This window comes from Agromyces hippuratus (assembly GCF_013410355.1).
Lineage (GTDB): Bacteria > Actinomycetota > Actinomycetes > Actinomycetales > Microbacteriaceae > Agromyces > Agromyces hippuratus.
The window spans coordinates 3,637,584-3,663,980 of record NZ_JACCFI010000001.1 but is presented as its reverse complement, the minus strand read 5'-3'; the positions used below and the strand labels follow the sequence as shown (position 1 = coordinate 3,663,980).

Sequence of the window (26,397 nt, the reverse complement as noted above, 5' to 3'; positions counted from 1 at the left end):
GTAACCGGCCGAGCGGGTCGGATCCGAATCGCGCGACCTCAGGAGGCCAGCGCCGAGTCGGGCAGGAACAGCAGCACGAGCGCCGGCGCGCTCGTCATGAGGTTGACCAGCACATGGGCGACGATGATCGGCATCAGCCGCCGCTGGGAGTGCACGATGATGCCCGAGCCGAGTCCCCAGACGAAGAACGCCGCGAGGTAGACGAGCACGGCATCGGCGGTCGCCGCGTAGAAGACGTGCTGCAGCGCGAAGATCGCGGATGGCACGACGATCGCCCAGAACGAAGGCCACCGCTTCTCGAGCCCCCACTGCGAATAGCCGCGGAAGATGAGTTCTTCAGCGGGCGCGTTCAGCGGGGCGAAGGTCACGACCGACACGGCCGCGAGCACGGTGAGCCAGGCGCGGTTCAGCGGCGGAGCGGCATCCGCGTCGTAGAAGACCGTCTCGAAGTGCTCGAGCGCGGCGCCGCCGTGGAGGGCGAACATCACGCCGAAGACCGCGAGGATGAACGGCAGCCACAGCACCGCGAGCCAGAGCAGCCCCCACAGCACGTCGCGGCCGAGTCGTCGCCACGAGAAGTCGATGAGGTCTCGTGCTCGCTGCCCCGAGCGGTGCAGCGCCCGGCGCACGAGCACGATCGACAGCACGTTCACCGGCAGCATCGTGGCCGCGGCGAAGAGCATGCCGGGCGGGAAGGGCCCGGGCTCGGCTGTCAGCGCCACGGCGATCCAGGTGGCGACGGCCGCGAGGCCGACGAGCGCGACCCTCAGGAGCGGCAGTCCGACGAGCGCCGCGACGCTGGGAACGCGCGACGCGGCAGGGCTCGCAGCCGTCTCGACCTCGGTCGACATGAGGGAGTTTCTACCACGACTCCGTTCCCGCCGCATGCGGATACGGCAGGGCTCAGACGCGCCCGACCTCGGTCGACATGAGGGAGTTCTCCCACGACTCCGTTCCCGCCGCATGCGGATACGGCAGGGCTCAGACGCGCCCGACCTCGGTCGACATGAGGGAGTTCTCCCACGACCACGTTCCCGCCGCATGCGGATACGGCAGGGCTCAGACGCGCCCGACCTCGGTCGACATGAGGGAGTTCTCCCACGACCACGTTCCCGCCGCATACGATGGAGGGCTGTGCTTGCCGCGATCACCTACCCCGCCGAGCTGCCCGTCTCCCGGCAGCGTGAGGAGATCGCGCGCGCCATCCGCGAGAACCAGGTCGTCATCGTCGCCGGCGCGACCGGCTCGGGCAAGACCACGCAGCTGCCGAAGATCTGCCTCGAACTCGGCCGGGAGTCGATCGGCCACACCCAGCCGAGGCGGCTCGCCGCCCGTACGATCGCCGAGCGCATCGCCGAGGAGCTCGGCGAGGAGGTCGGCGGGGTCGTCGGCTACCAGGTGCGGTTCACCGACAAGGCGAGCGCCTCGACCCGCATCAAGCTGATGACCGACGGCATCCTGCTGAACGAGATGCACCACGACCGGATGCTGCGCCGGTACGACACGATCATCATCGACGAGGCCCACGAGCGCAGCCTCAACATCGACTTCCTGCTCGGCTACCTCAAGCAGTTGCTGCCGAAGCGCCCCGACCTGAAGGTCATCGTCACGAGCGCGACGATCGACCCCGAGAGCTTCGCCAGGCACTTCGCGGATGCTTCCGGCGAGCCGGCGCCCATCATCGAGGTGTCGGGCCGCACCTACCCGGTCGAGATCCGCTATCGGCCGCTCGTGGCGGAGGACTCGGCGAGCGATGACCCCGACGAATCGCCGTCGGCGGGCGGGCGAGCCCCAGCCGACGACAAGGACTACCTGCAGGGCATCATCGAGGCGCTCGACGAACTCGACCGCGAATCGCGCGGCGACGTGCTGGTGTTCCTCTCGGGCGAGAACGAGATCCGCGACGCCGAGGAGGCCGTGCGCGGCCACTACTCCAGCCGCGGGGCATCCGTCACCGAGGTGCTGCCGCTCTACGGTCGCCTGTCGGCGGCCGACCAGCACCGCGTGTTCCAGCCCTCGACCGTCGCCGGCGTGCGCCGCCGCGTCGTGCTCGCGACGAACGTCGCCGAGACGAGCCTCACGGTGCCCGGCATCAAGTACGTGATCGACGCCGGCACCGCGCGCATCAGCCGCTACTCGGTGCGCTCGAAGGTGCAGCGGCTGCCGATCGAGGCGATCTCGCAGGCCTCGGCGAACCAGCGCTCGGGCCGGTCGGGTCGCACGAGCGACGGCATCGCGATCCGCCTGTACTCCGAAGAGGACTTCGCACGGCGTCCGGAGTTCACCGAGCCCGAGGTGCTGCGCACGAATCTCGCGGCGGTCATCCTGCAGATGATCTCACTCGGCCTCGGCGACATCGAGGCGTTCCCGTTCCTCACCCCGCCCGACGCACGCGGCATCAAAGACGGTGTGGAGCTGTTGCGCGAACTCGGCGCCGTCGACGCCGCTTCGGGCGCAGCGGCGGGCAACCGCCTCACGAAGGTCGGCCGCGCCCTCGCGAAACTGCCGATCGAGCCCCGATTCGGTCGCATGGTCGTGGAGTCGAAGCAGCACGGCGTGAGCCGCGAGGTGCTCGCGATCGTCGCCGGACTCACGATCCAGGACCCGCGCGAACGCCCCCTCGAACGGCGCCAGCAGGCCGACGAGCAGCACGCCCGCTTCGCCGACCCGACGAGCGACTTCATCACCCTGCTGAACCTCTGGAACCACCTCGAGACGCAGCAGCGCGAGCTCGGTTCGAGCGCGTTCCGGCGCATGTGCAAGAACGAGTTCCTGAACTACCTGCGCGTGCGCGAGTGGAACGACGTCTACCGCCAGCTCCGCCAGATGAGCCGGCCACTCGGACTCGAGATCGACGACAAGACCCCCGGTGGCGGCGCAGCCCCCGACGCCGACCTGATCCACAAGTCGCTGCTCGCCGGCCTCCTCAGCCACATCGGCCTGAAGGACTCCCCCGCGAGCACGACCCAGTCGGGCACGCGCGGCGGCGCGGCATCCGGAGGGCGCAAGCCCAAGGGCGAGTACCTCGGCGCCCGGCAGTCGCGCTTCCTGATCTTCCCGGGCTCCGCGCTCGCGAAGAAGCAGCCCGACGCGATCATGAGCGCCGAGCTCGTCGAGACGAGCCGGCTCTTCGCACGCATGAACGCGGCGATCGACCCGGCGTGGGCGGAGCCGCTCGCGGGATCGCTCCTCAAGCGCAGCTACAGCGAGCCGCACTGGGAGAAGCGGCAGGGCTCGGCCGTCGCCTACGAGAAGGTCACGCTCTACGGGGTGCCGATCATCGCCCGCCGGCGCATCCAGCTCTCCCGCGTCGACCAGGCGTACGCCCGCGAACTCTTCATCAGGCACGCGCTCGTCGAGGGCGACTGGCCGAACGACATCCGCCGCGACCGGCTCTTCGACTTCGACCGGAAGAACCGCAAGCTGCGCGCCGAGCTCGAGGCCGTCGAGGAGCGCAGCCGTCGCCGCGACATCCTCTTCGACGACGAGGCGGTCTTCGAGTTCTACGAGTCGCGCATCCCCACCGACGTCACCTCGACCCGTCTCTTCGAGACCTGGTGGCGCGCCGCGAAGCAGGAGTCGCCCGAGCTGCTGACGATGACGGCCGAAGCGCTCGCCCCCGAGGACGCGCCCGCGATCGACGAGCACGCGTTCCCGCCGAGCTGGCAGCAGGACGACCAGTCGCTCTCGCTGCGATATCGCTTCGAGCCCGGCGCATCCGACGACGGCGTCACCGTGCAGGTGCCGCTCGTGCTGCTCGCGCGGCTGCGCCCCGAGGGGTTCGACCGGCAGGTGCCCGGCCTCCGCACCGAACTCGTCACCGCGATGATCAAGGCGCTGCCGAAGGTGATCCGCCGCAACGTCGTGCCGGCGAACGACTGGGCGGCGAAGATCGTCGCCGAGCTCGGCGAAGCGGATGCCCCGGCGGGCATGTCGTTCGCCGACGAGGTCGCCGCCGTGATCAAGCGCCTCACGCACACCCCGGTCACCGGCGCCGACTTCGCGATCGACCGGATTCCGCCGCACCTGCAGATGTCGTTCCGGGTCGTCGACGGCCGCGGAAAGCAGCTCGCCGTCGGCAAGGACCTCCGCGCGCTCCAGGTGCAGCTCGCCGACCGGGCCCGCGACGCCGTGGCCGACACCTTCTCGGCGCCCGCCCGCGGCGAGCGCGCGCCTCGAGGGCCGCGCCAGGTCGACGGGCCGGTCACGCCGGGCTCGATCGCCGCAGCAGGCGAGGCGCCGGGCGCCGGCATCGAGCGCACCGGTCTCACCAGCTGGGACTTCGCCGAGCTGCCCCGGTTCGTCGACACCACCGTCGGCGGCAACCGCGTGCGCGCCTACCCGGCGCTCATCGACGACGGCGCCGCCGTGAACATCAGGCTGCTCGCGACTCCCGAGGAGCAGGCGCGGGCGATGCCCGGCGGCATCCGTCGTCTGCTCATGCTCGCGACGCCCTCACCCGTCAACTACGTGCAGCAGCACCTCACGGGCAACGAGAAGCTCGTCCTCGCGACGAGCCCGTACCCGAGCACCACCGCGCTCTTCGCCGACTGCCTCGTGGCCTGCGTCAACGACGTGCTCTACCGCGTGAAGGACGACGGCATGCTCTTCACGAAGCTCGAGTTCGACACCGTGCGCGACCGTGTCTCGGGCGTCGTCATGGACACGATGTTCGAGACCGTCGGTCTCGTCGCGCGCACGCTCACCGCCCTCCGCACGGCGGAGAAGGCGGTGAAGTCGGCGACGAGCATGGCGCTGCTGCCCGCGCTCGGCGACGCCAAGGAGCAGCTCGCCGGTCTCGTCTTCCCCGGCTTCGTCTCGCGCACCGGCCTCGAGCGCCTGCGGCACGTGCCGCGCTACCTCGAGGGCGTCACGATGCGCGTCGGCAAGCTCGTCGACAACCCCGGCCGTGACCGGGTGTGGATGAACGAGGTGCAGACGGCGCTCACCCGCTTCGCCGACGCGGGCGGCACGATTCCGCTGGCACCGGATGCCCCGGCGAACGTGGTGCGTGCACGCTGGCTCATCGAGGAGCTGCGCATCAGCCTCTTCGCGCAGGAGCTGCGGGCAGCAGAGAGCGTGTCGCTCCAGCGCATCACGAAGGTGCTGCAGGGCTGAGCCGGGCCGGTCGGGCAGCGGAGCGCTTCGCTCGCTGCCCGACCGACCGGATCACAGCACCTTCGAGAGGAACGCCTGCGTGCGCGCGTGCTTCGGGTTCGCGAGCACCTCGCGCGGGTCGCCGGTCTCGACGACGACGCCGCCGTCCATGAACACGAGCGTGTCGGCCACCTCGCGGGCGAAGCCCATCTCGTGCGTGACGACGATCATGGTCATGCCGGTCTTCGCGAGCTCCTTCATGACGTCGAGCACCTCGCCGACGAGCTCGGGGTCGAGCGCCGACGTCGGCTCGTCGAAGAGCATGAGCTTCGGATCCATCGCGAGCGCCCGGGCGATCGCGACCCGCTGCTGCTGCCCCCCGGAGAGGTGAGCCGGGTAGTAGTCGGCGCGCTCGGCGAGGCCGACGCGCGCGAGCAGCTCGTGAGCACGGGCCTTGGCCTGCGCCTTCGAGACGCCCTTGACCTGGGTCGGGGCCTCCATGACGTTCTCGAGGGCCGTCATGTGGGGGAACAGGTTGAACCGCTGGAACACCATGCCGATGTCGCGACGCTGCTTCGCGGCATCCTTCGGGTGCATCTCGTACAGCTTGTCGCCGACCTCGCGGTAGCCGACGAGCGAGCCGTCGACCGAGAGCCGCCCCGCCGAGACCTGCTCGAGGTGGTTGATGCAGCGCAGGAACGTCGACTTGCCCGATCCCGACGGGCCGACGAGGCAGAGCACCTCGCCGCGCTTGACCTCGAGCGAGATGTCCTTCAGCACCTCGTTGGAGCCGAAGCTCTTCGAGACGTGCTCGGCGAGCACCATCGGCTTCTCAGCCGTCGTCTGGTCGCTCATCGAGCGTCTCCTCCCTGCTTTGCGGCGATCGCCGTGGCGGCGATCTCGGCGTCGACGGCGTCCATCGCGCCGGTGACCGCGCCCGGGCCCGTGTCGGGCCGAGCGCCGACCCCGCGCGCGAAGCGCTTCTCGAGGAAGTACTGGCCGACCATGAGCACCGAGGTGATCGCGAGGTACCAGATCGACGCGACGATCAGGAGCGGAACCGGTGCGAAGATCGCGGCCGCGATGTCGCGCTGGCGCATGTACAGCTCGAGCGTGAACGGGATCGCCGAGACGAGCGAGGTCGTCTTCAGCATCGAGATCACCTCGTTGCCGGTCGGCGGGATGATCACGCGCATCGCCTGCGGCAGCACGATGCGACGCATCGTCGTGCCCCAGCCCATGCCGAGTGCCGTCGCCGCCTCGTGCTGCCCGGAGTCGACCGAGAGGAGGCCGGCACGGACGATCTCGGCCATGTACGCCGATTCGTTCAGCGCGAGCCCGATGACAGCCAGCCAGAAGGCGTTGAACAGCACGTCCGTCGGGAAGGAGACCCACGCCTCCATGAACGGCACGCCGAGGTCGATCGTGGTGTAGACCGTCGACAGCAGGCCCCAGAAGACCAGCTGCACGTACACCGGAGTGCCGCGGAAGATCCAGAGCCAGACCCACGCGATCGACTTCAGCACGGGGTTCGGCGACTGCCGCATGACCGCGAGGATGATGCCGAGCACGACGCCGATGATCATCGAGAGCGCGGTGAGGAGCAGGGTGTACCCCGCTGCCTGCGAGATGCGCTGATCGAACAGGTACTTGCCGACGGTCGGCCAGTCGAAGGCCTCACGCTGGGCGGCATCGATGACGAAGACGGCGAAGGCGGCGAGCAGCAGGACCGCGAAGACGATGCGCCACGGATGACGCAACCGCACGATCTTCGTCGGCACCGGGGCGGCCCCGGGGCCGCCCGCCGGCACGGGCGTCGCCGCCCGGCCGGAGGACTGATCGCTCATGATCAGGTGCCCGCGTTGATCTCGATCGTGTCGACGGCGCCGGACTCGACGCCCCACTCGGCGAGGATGTCGCCGTAGGTGCCGTCGTCGACGAGCGACTGCATCGCGGCCTGGACGGCTGCGGCGAGTTCGGAGCCCTTCTCAACCGGGAAGCCGTAGGGCGCCGCGTCGAAGACGTCACCGGCGGCTTCGAGCTTGCCGTCGGTCTGGGCGATCGCGTAGCCCGTGACGGGCGAGTCGGCGCTCATCGCGTCGGCCTGGCCGAGCACCACGGCGTTCGCCGCGGCATCCTGCGTGTCGAACGGCGTGATCTGGATCGCGGGCTTGCCGGCGTCGACGCAGGCCTGGCTCTTCGCGGGCAGCTCGTCGGTGTGCTCGTAGGTCGTGGCCTGCACGGCGACCTTCAGGCCGCACGCGTCGTCGGGGTCGACGGTCTTGCCGGCCGGGGCTGCCCAGAGGATGCCCGCGTTGTAGTAGTCGACGAAGTCGACCTGCTTCTGGCGCTCGGCGTTGTCGGTGAAGCTCGACATCCCCATGTCCATGGTGCCGCCGGTGATCGACGGGATGATCTTGTCGAAGCTGGCGATCTCGTACTCGACCTCGAGGCCGAGCTTGGCGCCGAGGGCCTCGACGAGGTCGACGTCCCACCCGATCGGGTTGCCGGCGTCGTCCTTGTACTCGTTGGGCGGGTAGGCGGCATCGGTGCCGACGACGAGCTTGCCGGAGTCGACGATCTCTGCGGGCAGCAGTGCTGCGGCGGCCTCGTCGACCGCGATCGTGGGGGCCGAGGAGTCGGTGTTCGGCTCGTCGCCACCGGTCGTGTTGTCGACACAGCCGGAGAGGAGGAGGACCGCGGCCGCGGCCACGGTCGGAATGAGCAGGCGTCGGGAGTGCATGGGAGAACCTCTGTCGTTGCGATGATCGGCGACGCCGCAAGACTCTGGCCACGGCGCCGTTACAGACCGAGCATATGTCACCTGCGGCACGCTGGATCCGGCTCCGAGATCACGATCCGGCCCTCGATAGAGTTGGTCGCATCGTGGGAAGCTACTCCGAACTGCTCAGAACCTCGGGCGTCGCTCGTATCATCGCCGCCCAGCTGACCGCGCGCTTCCCGTCGGGCATGCTGTCGCTCGCGTTCCTGCTCCACGTCGAACAGCAGACGGGCTCCTACGGAGCCGCCGGGCTCGTGCTCGCGGCGACCTCGATCGGCCAGGCCGTCGCCGGCCCGCTCACGAGCCGGCTCATGGGCCGGCTCGGCATGCGACCCGTGCTCATCGCGACCCTCGCCGTCTGCGTCACGGCGATCGTCGCGATCGCGCTGCTGCCGCTCACGGTGCCCCTGTACATGGCGGTGGGACTCATCGCGGGATTGGCCAACCCGCCGGTGCAGCCCGCCGTGCGCACGATCTACCCGAAGATGGTGAACTCCCGCCAGCTCACGCCGCTCTTCTCGCTCGACGCCTCGGCGCAGGAGATCATCTGGGTCGTCGGCCCCGTGGTCACGACGTTCGTGGCCACCCAGATCGGCACGGTCTGGGCGATCCTGCTCGCCGCCGTGCTCATGGTCATCGGCGGCATCTGGTTCATCTCCTCGCCCGAGCTCGGCCGGGTGCGCATCCCTCGTTCGAAACGGCGCTTCGGCACCGTGCTCGGCCGCCCCGCAGTGCTCCTCGCGACCATCGTGGGCTTCCTGCTGATCGGCGCCACCGCGGCGATCGAGGCCGGCGTCGTCGCGGTGTTCGGTCACGGCGGCGCCGAGGCGGGCATCGTGCTCGCGATCTTCGCTGTGGGCTCCCTCGCCGGCGGCCTCTTCCTCGGCCATGTGCCGATCGGGCCGTGGGCGACCGCCCGCCGCATGTTCATCGTGTTCGCGGGCACGGCGCTCGCAGCCGGCCTCATGGACTTCTGGTGGCTCTCGATCACCCTCTTCATCGCCGGCATCGGCATCGCACCGGCACTCGCCGTGCTCTTCGCGATCGTCTCGGCGAGCGTGAAGTTCTCGGACACCGCCGAGGCCTACGGATGGGTCGGCACCGGGCAGCTCATCGGCGCCGCCCTCGGCTCGGCGCTCGCGGGCTTCCTCATCGACAGCAGCGGCCCGCAGGGCGCCTTCTGGGCCGCAGCGGTGCTCGCCTTCCTCGGCTTCCTCGTGGGACTGCTCGGGCGGCGCTGGCATCCCGACCTCCGCGGGCGCGACGCCAGCCCGATCCCCGACACCGAGCCGGTGCCGGCGCAGCCGAGCTGACCCTCCCGCCCTGCAGCCCCATCGAGAGAAGCACCGGATGTCACGACCTCTTCCCGCAGCACCGCGACTGCCGCTCGCCGACGGCTCGAGCATCCCGCAGCTCGGCTACGGCCTCTACAAGGTGCCGGCAGCGGATGCCGCGGGCCTCTGCCTCGACGCGATCGATGCGGGCTACCGGCACCTCGACACCGCGGCGTTCTACGGCAATGAACGCGAGGTCGGCGAGGCGGTGCGAGCGTCGGGTCTCGCCCGCGACGAGCTCTTCGTGACGAGCAAGGTGTGGAAGGACGACAACGGCTACGACCGGGCGCTGCGCGCCTTCGACGAATCGATGCGGCGGTTCGCGCTCGATCGGCTCGACCTCTTCCTCATCCACTGGCCCGTGCCGTCGACCGACCGGTACGTCGACACCTGGCGTGCGCTCATCCGCATCCGCGACGAGGGTCGCGTGCGCTCGATCGGCGTCTCCAACTTCCACGCCCACCACATCGAACGACTCGTCGCCGAGACCGGTGAGGCCCCCGTCGTGAACCAGGTCGAGCTGCATCCGTGGCTGCCGCAGACGGCGCTGCGCGAGTTCGATGCGACCCGCGGCATCCGCACCGAGGCGTGGTCGCCGCTCGCACGCGGCCGCGTGCTCGGCACGCCACTGCTCGACGAGCTGGCTGCCAAGCACGGGCGGAGCCCTGCGCAGATCGTGCTGCGCTGGCACGTGCAGCTCGGCAACATCGTGATCCCGAAGGCAAGTCGCCCGGAACGAATCCGCGAGAACCTCGACGTCTTCGGCTTCGAGCTCGACATCGACGACCTCGCGGCGATCGCCTCGCTCGACACCGGCGAGCGCACCGGCCGCGACCCCGACGACGACTGAGACGGGGCTCCGGAGCGACATCCGATCGTGACCCGACTCCCAGCCGGCATCCAGACATCGCATTCCGGGCCGGCCGTACAGTGAGCGCATGAGACGACGACTCGCACCGACGGCCGCCGTTGCGGCCGCGCTCATCGTGCTCCTCCTCGCCGGCTGCTCAGCCGACCAGGGCGCGTCCACGGGCGAGCCCGGCGGCATGGTCGAGGAGGTCGCGCCCGATGCGCCGCAGTCGGTCGAGGGCGGCGACGCCGCGGTCGACGCCGACCGCAGCGTCATCACGACCGGCCGGATCTGGATCACCGTCGACGACCCGATCGCCGAGGCGCAGACCGCCGCCGACATCGCCGAGGCATCGGGCGGCCGGGTCGACCGTCGCAACGAGACGCCCGGCACCGACACCCAGACGCCGAGCGCCAGCCTCACGCTGCGCATTCCCGCCGACGAGCTCGACGACGTGGTCGCGGAACTCCGCGAGCTCGGCACCGTCAATTCGGTCTCGATGGACGCCTCCGATGTGACCGCGCAGCGCCAGGACCTCGACGCGCGCATCGAAGCGCTGACCGCCTCGGTCGACCGCCTGCGCGACCTCCTCGGCACCGCGACCTCGATCCCCGACCTCATCTCGATCGAGTCCGAGCTCACGACCCGGCAGGCCGAACTCGACAGCCTGACCCAGCAACGCGACGCGCTCGTCGACCAGGTCGACTACTCGACCCTCGACGTCGCACTCGGCACCGAGGCCCAGGCGCCCGCCGCCGTGCCCGGCGACTTCTGGAGCGGCCTCGCCGCAGGCTGGGGAGCACTCGTCGTCTTCGGGTCATGGCTGAGCGTCGCGATCGGCGTGCTGCTGCCGTGGCTCCTCGCCGCGGCCGTGATCGCCGCGATCATCGTCGGCATCGTCGTGCTGTCGTCACGGCAGCGACGGGCCCGGCGAGCGGATGCCGCGGCATCCGTCGCCCCGCAGGCCTCGCCGCCGGCGGAAGCTGCGCCGCCGGTCGTGCCCGGGCATGACCGGGCGCCCGAGGCGTAGTCTGGCGGCGTGAGCACGACGCCTGAGACCCTGCTGCACGACGAGCTGCTCGAACGCTTCCGCGAGCGGGCCGCCCGGTACGACCGCGACAACGCGTTCTTCGACGAGGACCTCGCCGAACTCCGCGAGGTCGGTTATCTGACGGCCCTCGTGCCCGTCGAGCTGGGCGGCCTCGGCTGGACGTTCGCCGACGCCGTGCGCGGCCAGATGCGCCTCGCCGGTGCCGCGCCCGCGACGGCGCTCGCGGTCAACATGCACCTCGTCTGGACCGGCGTCGCCAAGGTGCTGCGCGATCGCGGCGACGACTCGCTCGACTTCGTGCTGCGCGAGGCGGGTGCCGGCGAGATCTTCGGGTTCGGCATCAGCGAGGCCGGAAACGACCTCATGCTCTTCGGCTCGCGCACGATCGCCGAGCCCCAGGCCGGCGGCGGCTACCGGTACACGGGCCGCAAGATCTTCACCTCGCTCTCACCCGCCTGGACCCGACTCGGCACGATGGGCCTCGACACGGTCTCGGCAGATGCGCCGAAGCTCGTCTACGGCTTCATCGACCGCGAAGACCCCGACGTGCGCATCCTCGACGACTGGGACACGATGGGCATGCGGGCGAGCCAGAGCCGCACGACCGTGCTCGACGGGGCGTTCGCGGCATCCGACCGCATCGTGCGCCGGCTCGACCCCGGGCCGAACGCCGACCCGCTCATCTTCGGCATCTTCGCGAACTTCGAGCTGCTGCTCGCCTCGGTGTACGCCGGCATCGGCGACCGTGCGCTCGACCTCGCCGTGGTGGCGGCTCGCCGGCGCACCTCGATGAAGAACGGCGGCGCGCCGCTCTCGCAGGACCCCGACATCCGCTGGCGCATCGCCGACGCAGCGCTCGCCCAGGAGGCCATCGCCCCGCAGCTCCTCGCGATCGCGCACGACCTCGACGAGCTCGTCGACCACGGCGCGTTCTGGTTCGCGAAGCTCGTGGGGGTCAAGGTGCGGGCGACCGAGACGGCCAAGCACGTCGTCGACCAGGCCGTGCGCGTCTCGGGAGGCTCGACGTACTTCGCGGGCTCAGAGCTCGGCCGCCTCTACCGCGATGTGCTCGCCGGCATCTTCCATCCGTCCGACGACGAGTCGGCCCATTCGACGGTCGCGAACGCGTGGCTCGGTCCGATCGAAGCGTGAGCCCGCCCCCGGGCGCGTCCGCCCGGTAGACTCGACCGGGCGGCGCGGACCGCCCCCGCAACTCTGGAGGTCGTTGTGAACGTCGTCACTTTCCTCATCTCGATGGGACTCTTCGTCTTCGGCATGTGGCTCATGGGCACCGCGCCGGTGATGACCGAGTTCCAGGCGCCCGTGTTCTTCGGCGGCATCGTCGCCGTGGCGGTCTCCCTCGCGATCCCGTTCCACCTCCTCGGCCGCAGCGACGGCGTCTGAGCCGCGAGGTGCTGCCCTCACGCGACACGCTCGTCACCTATCCCGACGGCGCGCTCGACGCAGACACCGTGGTGCTGCACGTCGCGCCAACGGCTGACGGCCGAATCGCCGTCGTCACCGAGGCGACGAGCTTCCACCCGGTCGACGCGGCCTGGCCCGATCAGCCGGCCGACACCGGCACGCTGACCGCGGGCGACCTCGAGGTGCCGATCGACGACGCCGTCGTCGCGGCCACCGACGGCACCGAGCTCTTCCTCGGCGCCGACATCCCCGTGCGCAAGGGCACCGAGGGCTGGTCGTTCCTCGTCGCCCACCTCGTCGCAGGCGATGCCGCGATCACCGAGGGCGATGCGGTCGCAGTGCGAGCGGATGCCTCGGCGCGCCGCGCCCTCTCGACCGGTCACACCGCCTGCCACGCGGCGGCGCTCGCCCTGAACGCCGCACTCGCCGGCAACTGGTCGAAGACCGCGCGCGAGGACGCGCTCGGGGCACCCGATTTCGACGGCATCGCGATCGCATCGAGCCGCATCGTGCCGGGCGGCTCCGTCGACGTGTACCGCCTCAACAAGTCGCTGCGCCGCGCCGGGTTCGACACGGCATCGGTCGCCGCCGACGAGCTCGACGAGCTCGCGGCATCCGTCACCGCGACCATCGCCGACTGGGCCGCCGCCGGCGCCGCCGTGCGCATCGACCGCGAGGGCGACGGGCTCACCGACCGCCGGTACTGGGTCGCCGAGCTTCCCGCCGGCACCGCCCGCATCGCGTGCGGCGGCACGCACGTCGCCTCACTCGCCGAACTCGGCGACGTACGCGTCGAGTTCGAGGCGGGCGACGATGGCGGCACCCCCGTGCTGACGATGCGCACGCACGCCGCACCGGCGCGCTGAGCGCCACCGGCCGCGACACCTCCGCGCGGGGTTACGATTGCGGATGTGGGTATACGCATCGAGAAGGTCGACCTCCCGGGGATCGGCATTCGGCACGACCTCGTCACCGAGAGCGGCCGGCGCATCAGCGTCGTGTCGCACCGTGACGGCGAGCGCGACCTCGGGCTCTTCGACCAGGACGACCCCGACGCCTGTCGCGACTCCATTCCGCTGAACGACGACGAGGCCGCGGCGCTCGCCGACGTGCTCGGCGCCTCCGTCATGCTCAGCCGGCTCACGAGCCTCAGCGACGAGACAGCCGGCCTCTACACCGAGCAGATCGCCCTGCCGACGGACTCGCCGTACCTGAACCGCACCCTCGGGGCGACGAAGGCCCGCACGCGCACGCACGCCTCGATCGTGGCGATCGTGCGCGACGGCGCGATCATCCCCTCGCCAACGCCTGCAGAGACGCTGCGCGCTGGAGACGTCATCGTCGTCGTCGGAACACGTGAAGGACTCGACGGAGTAGCCCGGCTGCTCGCCAACGGCCCCGACTGAGGGCCGGCGTATGCACGAGACCACGCTGCTCCTCATCGAAGTCGGCGCGCTGCTTCTCGGCATGAGTCTGCTCGGGCGCCTCGCGCTCGCGTTCGGCATCTCGCCGATCCCGTTCTACCTCGTGCTCGGCCTCGCATTCGGCGAGGGCGGGCTCATCGCCCTCGACGCGAGCGAGGAGTTCTTCCAGACGGGCGCCGAGATCGGCGTCATCCTGCTGCTCGCCCTACTCGGCCTCGAGTACACCGCATCCGAGCTGTTCGGCAGCCTCAAGTCGGCGCGCACCGCGGGCCTCGTCGACGCGGCGCTCAACGCCCTGCCCGGGGCCGCGCTCGCGCTCCTGCTCGGTTGGGGTCCGGTGGCCGCGGTCGCCATGGCCGGCGTGACCTGGGTGTCGTCGTCGGGCGTCATCGCCAAGCTGCTGCGCGACCTCGGCCGGCTCTCGAACCGCGAGACGCCTGCGATCCTCGCGGTGCTCGTCATCGAAGACCTCGCGATGGCGTTCTACCTGCCGGTGCTCTCGGCCCTCGTGGTCGGCATGAGCCTGATGCAGGGCGCCGTCTCCGTCGCGATCGCGGTGAGCGTGGTCGCGGTGATCCTCTACGTCGCCCTGCGGCACGGGCACCTCGTCTCGCGCCTCTTCCCGGCCGACCACTTCGAGCCGCTCCTGCTCGGCGTGCTCGGCCTCACGATGCTCGTCGCGGGCTTCGCCGCCGAGGTGAGCGTGTCGGCCGCCGTCGGCGCGTTCCTCGTGGGCATCGCGCTGTCGGGGCGCGTCGCGGCGAACGCGAGCCAGGTGCTGACGCCGCTCCGCGACCTCTTCGCCGCGATCTTCTTCGTCTTCTTCGGCCTCACGACCGACTCGTCGGCGCTGCTGACGATGCTGCCCGCGGCGCTCGCACTCGCCCTCGTGACGATCATCACGAAGCTCATCACGGGTTCGTACGCCGCACGGCGTGCCGGTGTCGGCACCCTCGGCCAGTGGCGCGCCGGGCTCTCGCTGGCACCTCGAGGCGAGTTCTCGATCGTCATCGCCGGGCTCGCCGTGGGGTCGGGCGTCGTCGCGCCCGAACTCGCGCCGCTCGCGACGGCCTACGTGCTCATCACGATCGTCGCCGGCACGTTCCTCGCGCGCGTACCCGACGCCCTCTGGTTCCGGGCGGCCGTGCGCCGACGGCGGGCGGGCGCCGGCGCGAGTCCGGTGCCGCCCGCCGCCTGAGTGCAGCGAACCGAGTTCAGTCGGCCGGCTGGTCGGCGGATGCAGCGGCATCCGCTCGATCGGCCGCGGCGAGATCTGCCGCGGCGACCTCGGACGCACCGAGGTCGGCGACGGCGCTCAGCTCGGCGTCGGCGGCATCGGCTGCCGCGAGCAGCTCCTTCACCCGCGGCACGACCTCGGTGGCGTAGAGCTCGATGCTGCGCATCATGGCCTCGTGCGGCAGGGCGCCGTTGGAGTACTTCATGTCGAAGCGGGTCGCCCCGACGGCGCGCATGGCCGCGGCGATCTTGGCGGCGACCTTCTCGGGCGACCCCGCGTAGAGCGCTCCGTTCGGCCCGGCCTCGTCTTCGAAGTGGTCGCGATCGACCGCGCCCCAGCCGCGCTCGCGACCGATGCGGTCGATGCTGACCTTGTAGTGCGGCCAGAGCGTGTCGAGCGCCTCCGCGTCGGAGTCCGCGATGAATCCCGGGGAGTGGATCGCGATCGGCTGCAGCGGGTTGCCGAACTGCTCGAGCGCACGGCGGTAGAGGTCGGCGAGGGGCGCGAATCGGGCCGGGCTGCCGCCGATGATCGCGAGCACGAGCGGCAGGCCGTAGTGGGCCGCGCGCACGACGGACTCGGGGCTGCCGCCGACCCCGACCCAGGTCTTCAGCCGGCCGTGCTCGACGGGCGGGAAGACGAGCTGATCGGTCAGCGAGGAGCGCAGCTGGCCGCTCCATGTGACGGGCTCCTGCGGCAGCAGGGCGGAGAACAGGTTGAGCTTCTCCTCGAAGAGCTCCTGGTACTGGTTCAGCTCGAAGCCGAACAGCGGGAACGACTCGATGAAGGAGCCGCGGCCGAGGATGACCTCTGCCCGGCCGTTCGAGAGCCCGTCGAGCGTCGCGAAGCGCTCGAAGACGCGCACGGGGTCGTCGGAGCTCAGCACCGTGACCGCCGAACCGAGGTGGATGCGCTCGGTGCGACCGGCGATCGCGCCGAGCACGACCTCGGGCGCCGAGACCGCGAAGTCCACGCGGTGGTGCTCGCCGACGCCGAAGAAGTCGAGACCGAGACGATCGGCCAGCACGGCCTCCTCCACGACGTTGCGCAGCACCTGGGCGTGCGACAGCAGGCTGCCGTCGGCCCTGCTCGTCACGTCGCCGAAGGTGTCGACTCCGAATTCGTACCGCTCAGACATCGCGATCCCTCTCCACATTTCCATACGCCTGCATGCAACCTGCACGCGTCACTGGGAACCACCGTCGGGACGAGACTATTCCCCGTCACCGGCTCGCGCACCGCCCGCGGGAATGCCGGCTGCGGCCGGCGTGTTCATTTCCATGAGGACGCATCGATCTGGTGGGTCGAGGGATGGGAGAATCGAAACGTGACGGATCGGCCGGTCATCGGAATCTACGGCGCGGGCAAGGTGGGCACAGCCCTCGCCCGCCTCCTCGTGGCATCCGGGCACCGCGTGCTCATCGCAGGTTCGCCGCGTCAGACCGCACTCGACCTGCTCGTCGGCGTCGTCGCCCCGGGCGCCGAGGTGACCACCCCCGAGATCCTCGCCGCGACGGCAGACGTGATCATCGTCGCCGTGCCGTTCGGCAAGGCCGGCACGGTGCCCTGGGACGCGTTCGACGGCCGGATCGTCGTCGACGCCATGAACTACTGGCCGCCGGTCGACGGCAACATCGCCGAGATCGACGACGACCCCCGCACGACGAGCGAGATCAACGCCGCACGCAACCCGCGCGCCCGCGTCGTGAAGTCGCTGAACCACCTCGGCTACCACGAGATGGAGGACGACAGCATGGCCGCCGGCTCTCCTCTCCGACGCGCCCTCGCCGTCGTCGGCGACGACGCCGAGGCCCGCGCAGTGGTCGCCGAGATCATCGACGAGCTCGGGTTCGACCCGGTCGACGGCGGCGAACTCCGACACGGCGTCGCCCTCGAGCCCGGACACCCCGCTTTCGGACGCGAACTCTCGGCGGCCGAGCTCGCCGCGCTCCTCACGCCCGCCGTGCACCTCGCCGCCTGAGACCCGCGCGGGCCGCGGCATCCGCTCATTTAGGGTGGGTGGATGCCCGAACCCGTGACCGTTCGCGACGGCTCAGCCGAACGCCTCTCCCGCATGGTGCAGCTGCCGACGGTGTCGGCCGAACTCGCCGAACGCGGCCTCGCCGACTTCGACCGCTTCCGCGGGCTCATCGCCGAGCTCTACCCCCTCGTGCACGCACACCTCGCCTTCGAGCAGGTCACCGAACTCGGGCTGCTCTTCCACTGGCGCGGACGCGGCGACGGCGACCCAGTCGTGCTGATGGCGCACTTCGACGTCGTGCCGGTCGACGAGCGCGACGGATGGCGCTTCCCGCCGTTCGAGGGACGCATCGCCGACGGCTCGGTGTGGGGTCGCGGCACGCTCGACGACAAGGGTCCGCTGCTCGTGGTGCTCGAGGCGGTCGAGAACCTCCTCGCCGACGGATTCACGCCCGCCCGTGACCTCTATCTCTCGTTCGGGGGCAACGAGGAGAGCCACGGCGCCGCGGCCGTGGCGATCGCCGCGCTCTTCCAGGAGCGCGGCATCACGCCGTGGCTCGTACTCGACGAGGGCGGCGCCGTGGTCGACGCGCCCCTGCCGTTCGTGCAGGTTCCCGCCGCGATGGTCGGGGTCGGCGAGAAGGGCGTGCTGACCGTTCGGTTGACCGCCCGCGGCGACGGGGGCCATGCCTCAGCTCCGCCGAAGACGACGCCGACCGCGCGCATCGCCCGCGCCGTCGACCGGCTCGCGCCGAACCCGTTCCCGAAGCGCATGCCGCGGTCGATGCGGGCCATGCTCGCGAGCTTCGTGCCGCACACGCGCGGTGCATCCCGACTGCTGCTCCGCCTCCTCATCGCCCTGCCCTGGGTGACGGCCCGCGTGTTCTCACGTCTCGGCGGCGAGCCCGCCGCCCTCGTGCACACGACCGTCGCCGCCACGATGCTCGAGGCCGGTACGGCCGACAACGTGCTGCCGTCGCAGGCGACCGCCACGCTGAACCTGCGCATCGCCGTCGGCGAGACCGTCGAATCGGTCGTCGCGCGCCTGCGCCGCGTCATCCGCGACCCCGAGGTGGAGGTGACGGTCGTCGAGGGCGGCGAGCCATCGCCCGAGTCGCCGACCGACTCGGCGCAGTTCGCGGCGATCGTAGCGGCAGTCGCGGCCTCGTATCCCGAGGCGACGACGGCGCCGTACCTCATGATGGCGGCCACCGACTCGCGGTACTTCCACCGCTTCTCCCCCGCCGTCTACCGCTTCGCGCCCATCGCCATGACCGCCGCGCAGCGCGCCTCGATCCACGGGGTCGACGAGTGGGTGACGATCGACAGCCTCGAGCGCGGCGAGCGATTCCACCGCGCACTCATCACGGCGATTCCCGAGTGAGACGGATGACCCACTAGGGTGAATCCACCCCATCCCGAAGGAGCCCCGATGAAGCGCGCTGCCAGACTCGGCCCCGTCGCCGCGATCGTCGGATTCCTCGCGTTCGTCGAGTTCACCAGCGGCATCCTGCAGGGCTACTACACGCCGCTGCTCACCGACATCGCCCGGCACCTCGGCATCCACGACGCCGACGTCAATTGGCTCGAAGGCACGCAGCTCATGCTCTCGGCGCTCGTCGTGCCGGCGTTCGCGAAGCTCGGCGACATGGTCGGCCACAAGCGCATGCTCGTGTGGTCGACGGCGGTCACCGCCGTCGCCTCGATCGCGCTCGCCTTCACCGACCAGTTCTGGGTGTTCCTCGTCGCGTGGGCGCTGCAGGGGTTCTACGTCGTCTGGCTGCCTCTCGAGATCGCCCTCATCTGGTCGCGCAGCCGCTCGGCCGACCGCCCGGCGGCGATGACCCGCAAGGCGGCGGGCCTGCTCGTCGCGGCCCTCGAGCTCGGCGCGATCGCCGGTGCGCTCTCGGCGGGCGCCCTCGCCGAACTGCTCCCCATGCAGGTGCTGCTCCTCGTGCCGGCCGTAGCCGTGGTCGCCTGCCTCTTCGTCGTGCTGTTCGGCGTGAAGGAGTCGCCCGACCTCACCGGCGGCACGCTCGACACCGGTGGGCTCATCCTCATCTCGCTCGCTCTGCTCTCGCTCACGGGCGGGCTCAGCTTCATGCGCCTGAACGGCCCGGCCGACCTGCTCTCGTGGGCGCTCGTGGCGCTCGGCGCCCTGCTCGTGATCCCGTTCGCGCGGTACGAGCTGAAGCACCCCGACCCGCTCATCGACGTGCGCATGTTCCGCGAGCCCACCCTGTGGCCGATCTTCCTCACTGCCGGGCTCTTCGGCGTCAGCGTGCTCGGCGCGCAGGCGCCCCTCTCGACCTTCGCCCGCACGGACGCCTCGGCGTACGGCTTCGGGCTCAGCGCGACGACCGGGCAGACGTCGATCCTGGTCGGCGCGTACGTGCTCTCGCTCGTGGTCGGCGCGATGCTCTTCCCGCTCGCGACCCGCTGGGTCACGCCGCGCGTCGCCCTCATCGGCGCGAGCTCGCTCGTCGCGATCGGCTACCTGCTCTTCCTGCCGTTCCACGACGGGTACGCGCAGGTGCTCGCGAACATGGTGATCGCCGGCATCGGCTCGGGCGCGCTCGTCGCGGCACTCCCGGCCGCAGCCGCGGCAGCCGCCCCTGCCCATCAGACCGGTGTCGCGACCGGCCTCACGAACTCCGTGAAGACCGTCGGCGGCGCCATCGCCTCGTGCGTCTTCGGCATCGCGCTGCTCGGCGCCGCAGGCGAGGCGGCGACGGGCACTGCCGGCGCCTTCGGCGGGTACGTCACCGTCTGGCTCGTGTGCGGACTCACGGCGGCGCTGGCGGCCGTGCTGCTCGCCTTCGTGCCGAAGCTCGCGTTCTCCGACGCCCCTGTCGTGGAGGCCGCCGCCGCCGTACGCTGATCCCGACGACGGGAGGGCGCGACGTGGATGCCACGGAGCTCATCGACGCACTCGAGGCGCTCGCGAGCGAGGAGGAGCGCGAGAAGTACACGCGCTACTTCCCACTCGACCCGGATGCCCCGTTCATCGGGGTGCGCATGGGTGCCGTGTTCGAGCTCGCGAAGACGGCACTCGACCTGCCGGCAGGCGAGCTCGAGACGCTGCTCGAGCAGTCGACGCACGAGGTGCGCGCCCTCGCCTGCAGCATCATGGGCAAATGCGCGGCACGACCGAAGACGGGGGCCGAGCGGCGCGACGAGCTGTACGAGCTCTACCTGCGCCGACACGACCGCATCGACCAGTGGGACCTCGTCGACCTCGCCGCCCGCGACGTCATCGGCGCGTACCTGATCGAACGCGATCGCTCGCCGCTCGCCCGGCTCGCGGCATCCGCGTTCTGGCCCGAACGCCGCACCGCACTCGTGTCGACGTTCGCGTTCCTCCGCCGCGGTGAGCTCGACGACGCGTTCGAGCTCTCCGAGACCCTCGCGGACGATCCCGAGCCGCTCGTGCAGAAGGCGCTCGGCTGGGTGCTCCGGGCCGCCGGCGACCTCGATCGCGAGCGGCTCACGACGTTCGTCGAGCGCCACGCCGCGACGATGCCACGGGTCGCGCTGCGCTCCGCGATCGAGCACTACGACAAGCCCGAGCGCTCCCGGCTGCTCGCGATCCGCTGAGCCGGTCGCGACGCAGGCGCCCCCGCGGCCGACGCGGCTGCCGGGCGCGGCCTCGTCAGGCGGCCTCCGGCTCCGTTCCACCGAGCGCGCTGCGCTGCCGCCGCCGTGCCCCGAGGTCGGCGACGCCGATCGCGAAGGCGATCGCAATGAAGATCGCGACCGCGAGCATGCCGATGCCGTAGGCGTGGTGGTAGACGGTGAGGTCGGGCTCGCCGGCGGACTCGCGGAAGATCGTCGAGTAGAAGAGCGAGAGCGTGACCGCCGTGCCGATCGCCGTGCCGATGCGCTGGCCGAGCTGGCCGACCGAGCCGGCGAGACCACCCTGCTTGACCGGGATGTCCATGAGGGTGAGGGTCTGGTTCGGGGAGACGACGAGGCCGCCGCCCGCACCGCCGATCACCATGGCACCCGCCATCGCCCACGGCGTGACCGCGGGCGGCGTCGTGAGCGCGAAGAGCACGAGCAGCCCGATGCCGACCAGGAGCAGCGCGAGCCCCCACACGACGAGCGGCCGGCCCAGGCGGTTCACGAGCGTGCCGCCGACCCACGAGCCGACGGCGCTCATGAGTGCGAAGCCGATGCCGACCATGCCCGCGAAGACGGCCTCGAGCCCGAGGCCGTGCTGCAGGTACAACGTCGTCAGCAGGAACATCGACGGCATCGCCGCGAAGTACACGCTCGCGAGCGCCGTTCCGTTGCGGAAGGAGCTCACGCCGAAGAGGGCGAGCGGTACGAGCGGATGCCTGCCGGATGCCGCGTAGTGCCGTTCCCAGGCGATGAAGGCCGTGATCGCGAAGACGAACAGCACGAGCACCCACCAGCGCGCCGGGTTGTCGCTCGGCGAGCCCGTCGTGAAGAGGAACGGCCACATGAGGGAGATCACTGTGACGGCGAAGAGCACGAGCCCGACCGGGTCGAGCGAGAGCGGCTTCGACGACGGATGCCTCGTCACCGGCAGCAGCCAGATCGCGAGTGCGATCGCGGCGAGGGCGAGGGGCACGTTCATCCAGAAGATGCCCCGCCAGCCGTCTTCAGGGCCGCCGATCGCGATCATCAGCCCGCCGAGGGTCGGCCCGAACGCCGTTGCGAGGCCGATCGTCGCACCGAAGAGGCCGAACGCCTTGCCGCGCTCCTTGCCGGTGAAGAGCTCCTGGATGATGCCGAGCACCTGCGGCATCTGAATGCCGGCGGCGACGCCCTGCAGGAGGCGCGCGATGAGCAGCACCTCGACGTTGGGCGCGAGCGCGGCGACGAGGCTCGTGAGCGTGAAGAGGCTGAGGCCCACGATGAAGAGCGTCTTGCGCGAGCGCTGGTCGCCGATGCGACCGGCCGGCACGAGCGTCAGGCCGAAGGTGAGCACGTAACCGGCGACGATGAGCTGGAGTTCCGTCGAGCCGGCACCGAAGGCGTCCTCGATGGCCGGGAGCCCCACGTTGACTTTCGACAGGTCGAGGATCGTGAGCGCGGCGACGGCGACGCACACCCAGTAGGCGCGCCAACGGTGGCCTTCGGGGAGGGTGATCGACCGGGTCTCTGGCGCTTGCGACATCCGTTCAACCCTATGTCCCCGGCGGCTCAGGCGCGGAGCGGACCGCCGCGTTCCTGCCGGCGTGCGATCAGTGCGGTGCCGACGAACGCGCCGACGTAGCGCGTCGCCGCGACGGGATCGGCGAACGCCGTCACGAGCACGAGGGCCGCGACCGCGGCCACCCAGCGCAGCGCCGGGTTCGTGGTGCCGCATGATCCAGGTGCGGCCGAAATGCACGAAGGGCTCCCGCATGGCGGGAGCCCTTCGACTCGGTGGACCCTAGGAGATTCGAACTCCTGACCTCCTCGATGCGAACGAGGCGCGCTACCAGCTGCGCCAAGGGCCCGAGCGAGAAAAAGCCTATCATCCCGCAGTCGGTGGTTCAGACCATCCGGGTCGCTCGGCCCGGTCAACCGGCCTGGCGGCGACGACGCAGCACGGCGTCGAGGTCGTCGAATCCGGGCTGCGCCTCGTCGATGATGCCCATGCGCGAATACGGGCTGACCGGCGCGTCGGCCGGCACCGAGGTCGCGGGCCGCGCACGCGCCGCCGCTGCCGAGGCGGCCGCTGCCGGCGTGATGACGGGCAGTTCGGGCTCCAGCTCCGCCGCACGACGCGCGATGTCGTCGCCGGTCTCCGCTCGCTTCAGCTCCGCCGCCGCGTCGATGGAGGCCATCGCCATCGCGGCGATCGTGCCCCTCGAGAGGTGCAGCGGTCGCGGCAGCGGCTGCGGCACCCAGCCGTCGGCGGGTGATTCGGGCTCGACGAGATCGATGGGCTCGAACGGCCGCGCCTCGACGACGGTCGCCGGCCGAGCTGCGACCTGAGCCGCCGGGCGTACCCGTGCGAGCCTGACGAGGCCCGCGAACGCGAGCGCCATGCCCGCCGCGCCGATCACCGGTGTGATGAGCGAGGCGCCGAGCGCGGCGGCGATGCCACCGCCGATGACGGTGAGGAGCGAGGCGAGCAGCAGGAGCGAGCACAGCGCCCGTCCGCGACGAAGCCGCTTGCGGGCGAGGACGCTCTGCGGCGACCGGGGGCTCTGCACCGGAGCCGCCGGCACCTCTGCGGGCGCGATGATGGCGATCGGCTCCGTCGCTGCGGCGGCAGCGGCGAGCACCACGCCGACACGAAGGCGCGCGGCATCCACGGCGCCTTCGGCGGCCCAGCGCTCGGCGAGCGCCTCGCGCTCCTCGGCCTCCGCCGTGAGTCGGGCCGTCGCCTCGCGCTGCTGCAGGATGCGCTGCTGCGCCGCGACCTCGCGCGCCGTCGCCTCGACTCGCACAGGCTCGGGCGTCTCGGCGGTCTCGGCGAGGATGCGCAGCGTCTGCTGGAGCCGCACCGCGTTGCGCTCGGTGGCCATGTACTGGCGACGCCGCAGCCAGTTCGGCAGGAGGTACGCGATCCACAGCGCGGCTGCAACAGCCACGAGCAGCCCCCCACCGATCACGTCCATGGGACAACGCTAGGTCACTGCATGCCTTCGGACGTACTCGACGCCCGCGTGTTCACCGATCGGGCAGCTGCAAGGGGTGCGCGGATGCCGCGCGATCCTCGTCGCTCACCCGCGCGAGCCCCTCGGGCACGAGCCCCGCGCGCCAACGCCGGAGCACGCCGCGCGGCACCTCCTCGGCCACGAGCGCGAACGCGAAGTGGTCGCTCCAGACCCCGTTGATGTGGATGAACCGCCGCCGGAGCCCCTCGTAGCGGAAGCCGAGCTTCTCGACCACCCTGAGCGACGGCCCGTTCTCGGGCCGGATGCAGATCTCCATGCGATGCAGCCGCAGCACGCTGAAGCAGTAGTCGGTGGCGAGCGCCACCGCCGTCGGCGTGATGCCGCGCCCGGCGACCTCCTGGGCGACCCAATAACCGATCGTCGCCGACGACAGCGAGCCGTACGTGATCGAGGAGACGTTCAACTGCCCGACCAGCACGCCGTCGACCTCGATGACGAACGGCAGCGCGTGGCCGCTGCGCGCGTGGGCCAGCAGGTTGCGGATGCTGCCTCGGGTGTCGATCACCGAGCCGCCGCCCGGATACGTCGCCTCCCACTGTCGGAGCCACCCTCGGTTGGCGAGCAGCACGCGCTCGAGGGGTTTCGCGTCACGGACGCGGATGGGTCGCAGCGTGACGTCGCCGTCTCGCAGGGTGGGCACGGCGACTGCGGGCATGCTCAGACTGTATCGAGTCCTGCCACGTATTCGACGAGCCACGGGCGGAGATCGGGTCCGAGGTCGTCACGATCCGCTGCGAGCTGGATGACCGCCTTGATGTAGTCGAGCTTGTCGCCGGTGTCGTAGCGACGACCGCGGAAGACGACGCCGTACACGCCGCCGGTGCCCTCGACATCGCCCGCCATGGTCATGAGCGCGTCGGTCAGCTGGATCTCGCCGCCCTTTCCCGGCGGAGTGTGCTCGAGGATGCCGAACACCTCGGGCTTCAGCACGTAGCGGCCGATGACCGCGTAGTTCGAGGGCGCGACCTCCTTGGCCGGCTTCTCGACGAGGCCCGTGACGCGCACGACGTCGGGGTCGTCGGTCGCTTCGACCGCTGCGGCGCCGTAGAGGTGGATCGAGTCGGGGTCGACCTCGAGGAGCGCGACGATCGAGGCGTTGCGCGCACCCTGCTCCTCGAGCATGCGCGTCAGCAGGGTGTCGCGGGCGTCGATGATGTCGTCGCCGAGCAGCACGGCGAACGGCTCGTTGCCGACGTGCATGCGGGCGCGGAGCACCGCGTGCCCGAGCCCGAGGGGGTCGCCCTGGCGCACGTAGTGGATGTCGGCGAGGTCGGTCGACTCGTTGACCTTCGCGAGCTTCGCGGTGTCGCCCTTGGCCTCGAGGGTCGCCTCGAGTTCGGCGACGCGGTCGAAGTGATTCTCGAGCGCGTTCTTGTTGCGCCCCGTCACCATCAGCACGTCGGTGAGGCCGGCGCTGACCGCCTCTTCGACGACGTACTGGATGGCGGGCCGATCGACGACCGGGAGCATCTCCTTGGGCATCGCCTTCGTCGCAGGCAGGAAGCGAGTGCCGAGTCCAGCCGCCGGGATGACGGCCTTCGTGATCCGTTGAGTCATGCGACTCAGCGTACCCGCCGCCCTTCTGAGGCGTTCCAGCCGCTTCGTCCTAGGATGTGTGCCATGCCCGACGAACCGGATGTGGACAAGCGCATCCTCCGCGCCGAACTGCGCGAGCGACGCCGGAACATGCCCGCGCACGAGCGCGAGCTCGCGACCGAGGGCTTCACCGCGCGCCTCGAGGAGCTGATCGGCTCGACCGAGGCGGAGTCGATCTCCTGCTACCTGTCGATGCCGACGGAGCCGAACACGCGCCCGTTCGTGAACTGGGCGGAGGCCCGCGGCATCCGCGTGCTGTTCCCCGTCACGCGCGAAGACGGCCTGCTCGACTGGACCGTCGGCGAGGAGGAGACCGAGACGCTCGGCCTCCACGGCACGCCCGAGCCCGTCGGCGAACTGCTCGGTCCGATGGCCATCAACGACGTCGATCTCATCATCGTTCCGGCCGCCGCGATCGACGCGACGGGCATGCGGCTCGGCTGGGGCAGGGGCTATTTCGACAAGACCCTCGGATCAATGGGAAAATGTCCCCCGGTGTACGCCGTGGTCTTCGACAGCGAGTTCGTCGAGACCGTGCCGCGTGAGGTGCACGATCAAGGCGTCAACGGCGTCGTGACGCCCACGCGCATCATCGCGTTCTGACCGGCTGCGGGCCGGCGCGTCACCCGAGATCGGAAGAAGCTCCATGCCCACGTATTCCTACCGTTGCACCGAGTGCGACAACGCCTTCGACATCCACCAGGCGTTCACCGACGACACGCTGACGGTCTGCGAGGTCTGCGGCGGCAAGCTGCGCAAGCTCTTCAACACGATCGGCGTGACCTTCAACGGCTCGGGCTTCTACCGCACCGACTCCCGCAGCGGCGCAGCGGGGTCGTCCGGTTCCGGTTCGTCGTCGGGCTCCGGTGGATCATCGTCGGGTTCCACCGCCTCGTCATCGGGTGGCGGAACGACCGGCGGCGGCTCCTCGTCGTCGTCCTCGTCGAAGTGACCTTCGGCTAGCGTGGTGCCCGTCGTTC

25 protein-coding genes and 1 tRNA gene are annotated in these 26,397 nt (G+C 70.7%); 15 read left to right on the top strand and 11 right to left on the bottom strand.

What is annotated here, in order from left to right; translation table 11 throughout:
* Positions 1-38 precede the first annotated feature (38 nt).
* Complete coding sequence (locus BJY17_RS17135; RefSeq protein ID WP_179552438.1) at positions 39-851, bottom strand: CPBP family intramembrane glutamic endopeptidase; 813 nt, start codon at positions 849-851, stop codon at positions 39-41.
* 283 nt (positions 852-1,134) lie between these two features.
* Between BJY17_RS17135 and hrpA the strand changes: the two genes are divergently transcribed.
* Complete coding sequence (hrpA, locus tag BJY17_RS17130; RefSeq protein ID WP_322789883.1) at positions 1,135-5,118, top strand: ATP-dependent RNA helicase HrpA; 3,984 nt, start codon at positions 1,135-1,137, stop codon at positions 5,116-5,118.
* A 51-nt stretch (positions 5,119-5,169) separates the two neighbouring features.
* Here hrpA and BJY17_RS17125 read toward each other — a convergent pair whose 3' ends face one another.
* The 3 genes from BJY17_RS17125 to BJY17_RS17115 are packed head-to-tail and all read right to left on the bottom strand — an operon-like array spanning position 5,170 to position 7,840.
* Positions 5,170-5,952, bottom strand: coding sequence for an amino acid ABC transporter ATP-binding protein (locus BJY17_RS17125; RefSeq protein WP_281371186.1), 783 nt, complete (start codon positions 5,950-5,952; stop codon positions 5,170-5,172).
* On the bottom strand, positions 5,949-6,944 hold the full coding sequence (locus BJY17_RS17120; protein ID WP_179552436.1) for an amino acid ABC transporter permease: 996 nt from the start codon (positions 6,942-6,944) through the stop codon (positions 5,949-5,951). Before BJY17_RS17120 ends, BJY17_RS17125 begins: the two co-directional genes overlap by 4 nt.
* Positions 6,945-6,946: 2 nt before the next feature.
* The gene (locus tag BJY17_RS17115) at positions 6,947-7,840 is read right to left on the bottom strand and encodes an ABC transporter substrate-binding protein (RefSeq protein ID WP_179552435.1); all 894 of its coding nucleotides are present in this window, start codon (positions 7,838-7,840) and stop codon (positions 6,947-6,949) included.
* A 143-nt stretch (positions 7,841-7,983) separates the two neighbouring features.
* On the opposite strand from BJY17_RS17115, the gene BJY17_RS17110 reads away from it, so the two are divergent.
* From BJY17_RS17110 to BJY17_RS17075, 8 genes are all read left to right on the top strand, one after another.
* Positions 7,984-9,192, top strand: a complete 1,209-nt coding sequence (locus tag BJY17_RS17110) for an MFS transporter (RefSeq protein ID WP_179552434.1) — start codon at positions 7,984-7,986, stop codon at positions 9,190-9,192.
* Between the two features lie 37 nt (positions 9,193-9,229).
* On the top strand, positions 9,230-10,063 hold the full coding sequence (locus BJY17_RS17105) for an aldo/keto reductase (RefSeq protein WP_179552433.1): 834 nt from the start codon (positions 9,230-9,232) through the stop codon (positions 10,061-10,063).
* 88 nt (positions 10,064-10,151) lie between these two features.
* A complete protein-coding gene (locus BJY17_RS17100; protein WP_179552432.1) occupies positions 10,152-11,093 on the top strand; it encodes a DUF4349 domain-containing protein in 942 nt (313 codons plus the stop codon).
* A 9-nt stretch (positions 11,094-11,102) separates the two neighbouring features.
* On the top strand, positions 11,103-12,266 hold the full coding sequence (locus BJY17_RS17095) for an acyl-CoA dehydrogenase family protein (protein WP_179552431.1): 1,164 nt from the start codon (positions 11,103-11,105) through the stop codon (positions 12,264-12,266).
* A 75-nt stretch (positions 12,267-12,341) separates the two neighbouring features.
* Entirely contained in the window at positions 12,342-12,518 is a 177-nt protein-coding gene (locus tag BJY17_RS17090; RefSeq protein ID WP_179552430.1) for a hypothetical protein, read from the top strand.
* An 8-nt stretch (positions 12,519-12,526) separates the two neighbouring features.
* Complete coding sequence (locus BJY17_RS17085; RefSeq protein ID WP_179552429.1) at positions 12,527-13,405, top strand: metal-dependent hydrolase; 879 nt, start codon at positions 12,527-12,529, stop codon at positions 13,403-13,405.
* Positions 13,406-13,450: 45 nt separating this feature from the next.
* Positions 13,451-13,945, top strand: a complete 495-nt coding sequence (locus BJY17_RS19000; RefSeq protein ID WP_022894277.1) for a cation:proton antiporter regulatory subunit — start codon at positions 13,451-13,453, stop codon at positions 13,943-13,945.
* Positions 13,946-13,955: 10 nt separating this feature from the next.
* A complete protein-coding gene (locus BJY17_RS17075) occupies positions 13,956-15,161 on the top strand; it encodes a cation:proton antiporter (protein ID WP_179552428.1) in 1,206 nt (401 codons plus the stop codon).
* 16 nt (positions 15,162-15,177) lie between these two features.
* Here the strand turns inward: BJY17_RS17075 and BJY17_RS17070 are convergent, their stop codons facing one another.
* Entirely contained in the window at positions 15,178-16,338 is a 1,161-nt protein-coding gene (locus BJY17_RS17070) for an LLM class flavin-dependent oxidoreductase (RefSeq protein WP_179552427.1), read from the bottom strand.
* Between the two features lie 189 nt (positions 16,339-16,527).
* Here BJY17_RS17070 and BJY17_RS17065 point away from each other — a divergent pair, with 189 nt between their 5' ends.
* Genes BJY17_RS17065 through BJY17_RS17050 form a run of 4 tightly spaced genes read left to right on the top strand, consistent with a single transcriptional unit; the run spans position 16,528 to position 20,777 of the window.
* The gene (locus tag BJY17_RS17065; protein ID WP_179552426.1) at positions 16,528-17,181 is read left to right on the top strand and encodes an NADPH-dependent F420 reductase; all 654 of its coding nucleotides are present in this window, start codon (positions 16,528-16,530) and stop codon (positions 17,179-17,181) included.
* A gap of 42 nt (positions 17,182-17,223) precedes the next feature.
* A complete protein-coding gene (locus tag BJY17_RS17060; protein WP_179552425.1) occupies positions 17,224-18,564 on the top strand; it encodes a M20/M25/M40 family metallo-hydrolase in 1,341 nt (446 codons plus the stop codon).
* Positions 18,565-18,612: 48 nt separating this feature from the next.
* Positions 18,613-20,061, top strand: a complete 1,449-nt coding sequence (locus tag BJY17_RS17055; RefSeq protein WP_179552424.1) for an MFS transporter — start codon at positions 18,613-18,615, stop codon at positions 20,059-20,061.
* 23 nt (positions 20,062-20,084) lie between these two features.
* On the top strand, positions 20,085-20,777 hold the full coding sequence (locus tag BJY17_RS17050; protein WP_179552423.1) for a DNA alkylation repair protein: 693 nt from the start codon (positions 20,085-20,087) through the stop codon (positions 20,775-20,777).
* 55 nt (positions 20,778-20,832) lie between these two features.
* Here BJY17_RS17050 and BJY17_RS17045 read toward each other — a convergent pair whose 3' ends face one another.
* From BJY17_RS17045 to galU, 6 genes are all read right to left on the bottom strand, one after another.
* Positions 20,833-22,326, bottom strand: a complete 1,494-nt coding sequence (locus BJY17_RS17045) for an MFS transporter (protein ID WP_179552422.1) — start codon at positions 22,324-22,326, stop codon at positions 20,833-20,835.
* Positions 22,327-22,352: 26 nt separating this feature from the next.
* Positions 22,353-22,487: a hypothetical protein gene (locus tag BJY17_RS18830; protein WP_281371185.1), complete on the bottom strand. Its 135-nt coding sequence runs from the start codon at positions 22,485-22,487 to the stop codon at positions 22,353-22,355.
* 91 nt (positions 22,488-22,578) lie between these two features.
* A tRNA-Ala gene (locus tag BJY17_RS17040) sits at positions 22,579-22,651 on the bottom strand.
* A 63-nt stretch (positions 22,652-22,714) separates the two neighbouring features.
* Positions 22,715-23,761 (bottom strand): hypothetical protein, encoded by a 1,047-nt coding sequence (locus BJY17_RS17035; protein WP_179552421.1) that lies wholly within the window; start codon positions 23,759-23,761, stop codon positions 22,715-22,717.
* A gap of 52 nt (positions 23,762-23,813) precedes the next feature.
* Complete coding sequence (locus BJY17_RS17030; protein ID WP_179552420.1) at positions 23,814-24,476, bottom strand: GNAT family N-acetyltransferase; 663 nt, start codon at positions 24,474-24,476, stop codon at positions 23,814-23,816.
* Between the two features lie 2 nt (positions 24,477-24,478).
* On the bottom strand, positions 24,479-25,378 hold the full coding sequence (gene galU / locus BJY17_RS17025; RefSeq protein ID WP_179552419.1) for a UTP--glucose-1-phosphate uridylyltransferase GalU: 900 nt from the start codon (positions 25,376-25,378) through the stop codon (positions 24,479-24,481).
* 63 nt (positions 25,379-25,441) lie between these two features.
* Here galU and BJY17_RS17020 point away from each other — a divergent pair, with 63 nt between their 5' ends.
* Both BJY17_RS17020 and BJY17_RS17015 read left to right on the top strand, forming a co-directional pair.
* Complete coding sequence (locus BJY17_RS17020; protein ID WP_179552418.1) at positions 25,442-26,020, top strand: 5-formyltetrahydrofolate cyclo-ligase; 579 nt, start codon at positions 25,442-25,444, stop codon at positions 26,018-26,020.
* A gap of 43 nt (positions 26,021-26,063) precedes the next feature.
* A complete protein-coding gene (locus BJY17_RS17015; protein ID WP_179552417.1) occupies positions 26,064-26,369 on the top strand; it encodes an FmdB family zinc ribbon protein in 306 nt (101 codons plus the stop codon).
* Positions 26,370-26,397: the final 28 nt, after the last annotated feature.

Bases quoted from the DNA above. Each gene is read 5' to 3' on its own strand.
- BJY17_RS17135 (WP_179552438.1), bottom strand. From the start codon at position 851: ATGTCGACCGAGGTCGAGACGGCTGCGAGCCCTGCCGCGTCGCGCGTT.
- BJY17_RS17125 (WP_281371186.1), bottom strand. From the start codon at position 5,952: ATGAGCGACCAGACGACGGCTGAGAAGCCGATGGTGCTCGCCGAGCAC.
- BJY17_RS17120 (WP_179552436.1), bottom strand. From the start codon at position 6,944: ATGAGCGATCAGTCCTCCGGCCGGGCGGCGACGCCCGTGCCGGCGGGC.
- BJY17_RS17115 (WP_179552435.1), bottom strand. From the start codon at position 7,840: ATGCACTCCCGACGCCTGCTCATTCCGACCGTGGCCGCGGCCGCGGTC.
- BJY17_RS17105 (WP_179552433.1), top strand. From the start codon at position 9,230: ATGTCACGACCTCTTCCCGCAGCACCGCGACTGCCGCTCGCCGACGGC.
- BJY17_RS17100 (WP_179552432.1), top strand. From the start codon at position 10,152: ATGAGACGACGACTCGCACCGACGGCCGCCGTTGCGGCCGCGCTCATC.
- BJY17_RS17075 (WP_179552428.1), top strand. From the start codon at position 13,956: ATGCACGAGACCACGCTGCTCCTCATCGAAGTCGGCGCGCTGCTTCTC.
- BJY17_RS17070 (WP_179552427.1), bottom strand. From the start codon at position 16,338: ATGTCTGAGCGGTACGAATTCGGAGTCGACACCTTCGGCGACGTGACG.
- BJY17_RS17060 (WP_179552425.1), top strand. From the start codon at position 17,224: ATGCCCGAACCCGTGACCGTTCGCGACGGCTCAGCCGAACGCCTCTCC.
- BJY17_RS17055 (WP_179552424.1), top strand. From the start codon at position 18,613: ATGAAGCGCGCTGCCAGACTCGGCCCCGTCGCCGCGATCGTCGGATTC.
- BJY17_RS17045 (WP_179552422.1), bottom strand. From the start codon at position 22,326: ATGTCGCAAGCGCCAGAGACCCGGTCGATCACCCTCCCCGAAGGCCAC.
- BJY17_RS17035 (WP_179552421.1), bottom strand. From the start codon at position 23,761: ATGGACGTGATCGGTGGGGGGCTGCTCGTGGCTGTTGCAGCCGCGCTG.
- BJY17_RS17030 (WP_179552420.1), bottom strand. From the start codon at position 24,476: ATGCCCGCAGTCGCCGTGCCCACCCTGCGAGACGGCGACGTCACGCTG.
- galU (WP_179552419.1), bottom strand. From the start codon at position 25,378: ATGACTCAACGGATCACGAAGGCCGTCATCCCGGCGGCTGGACTCGGC.
- BJY17_RS17020 (WP_179552418.1), top strand. From the start codon at position 25,442: ATGCCCGACGAACCGGATGTGGACAAGCGCATCCTCCGCGCCGAACTG.
- BJY17_RS17015 (WP_179552417.1), top strand. From the start codon at position 26,064: ATGCCCACGTATTCCTACCGTTGCACCGAGTGCGACAACGCCTTCGAC.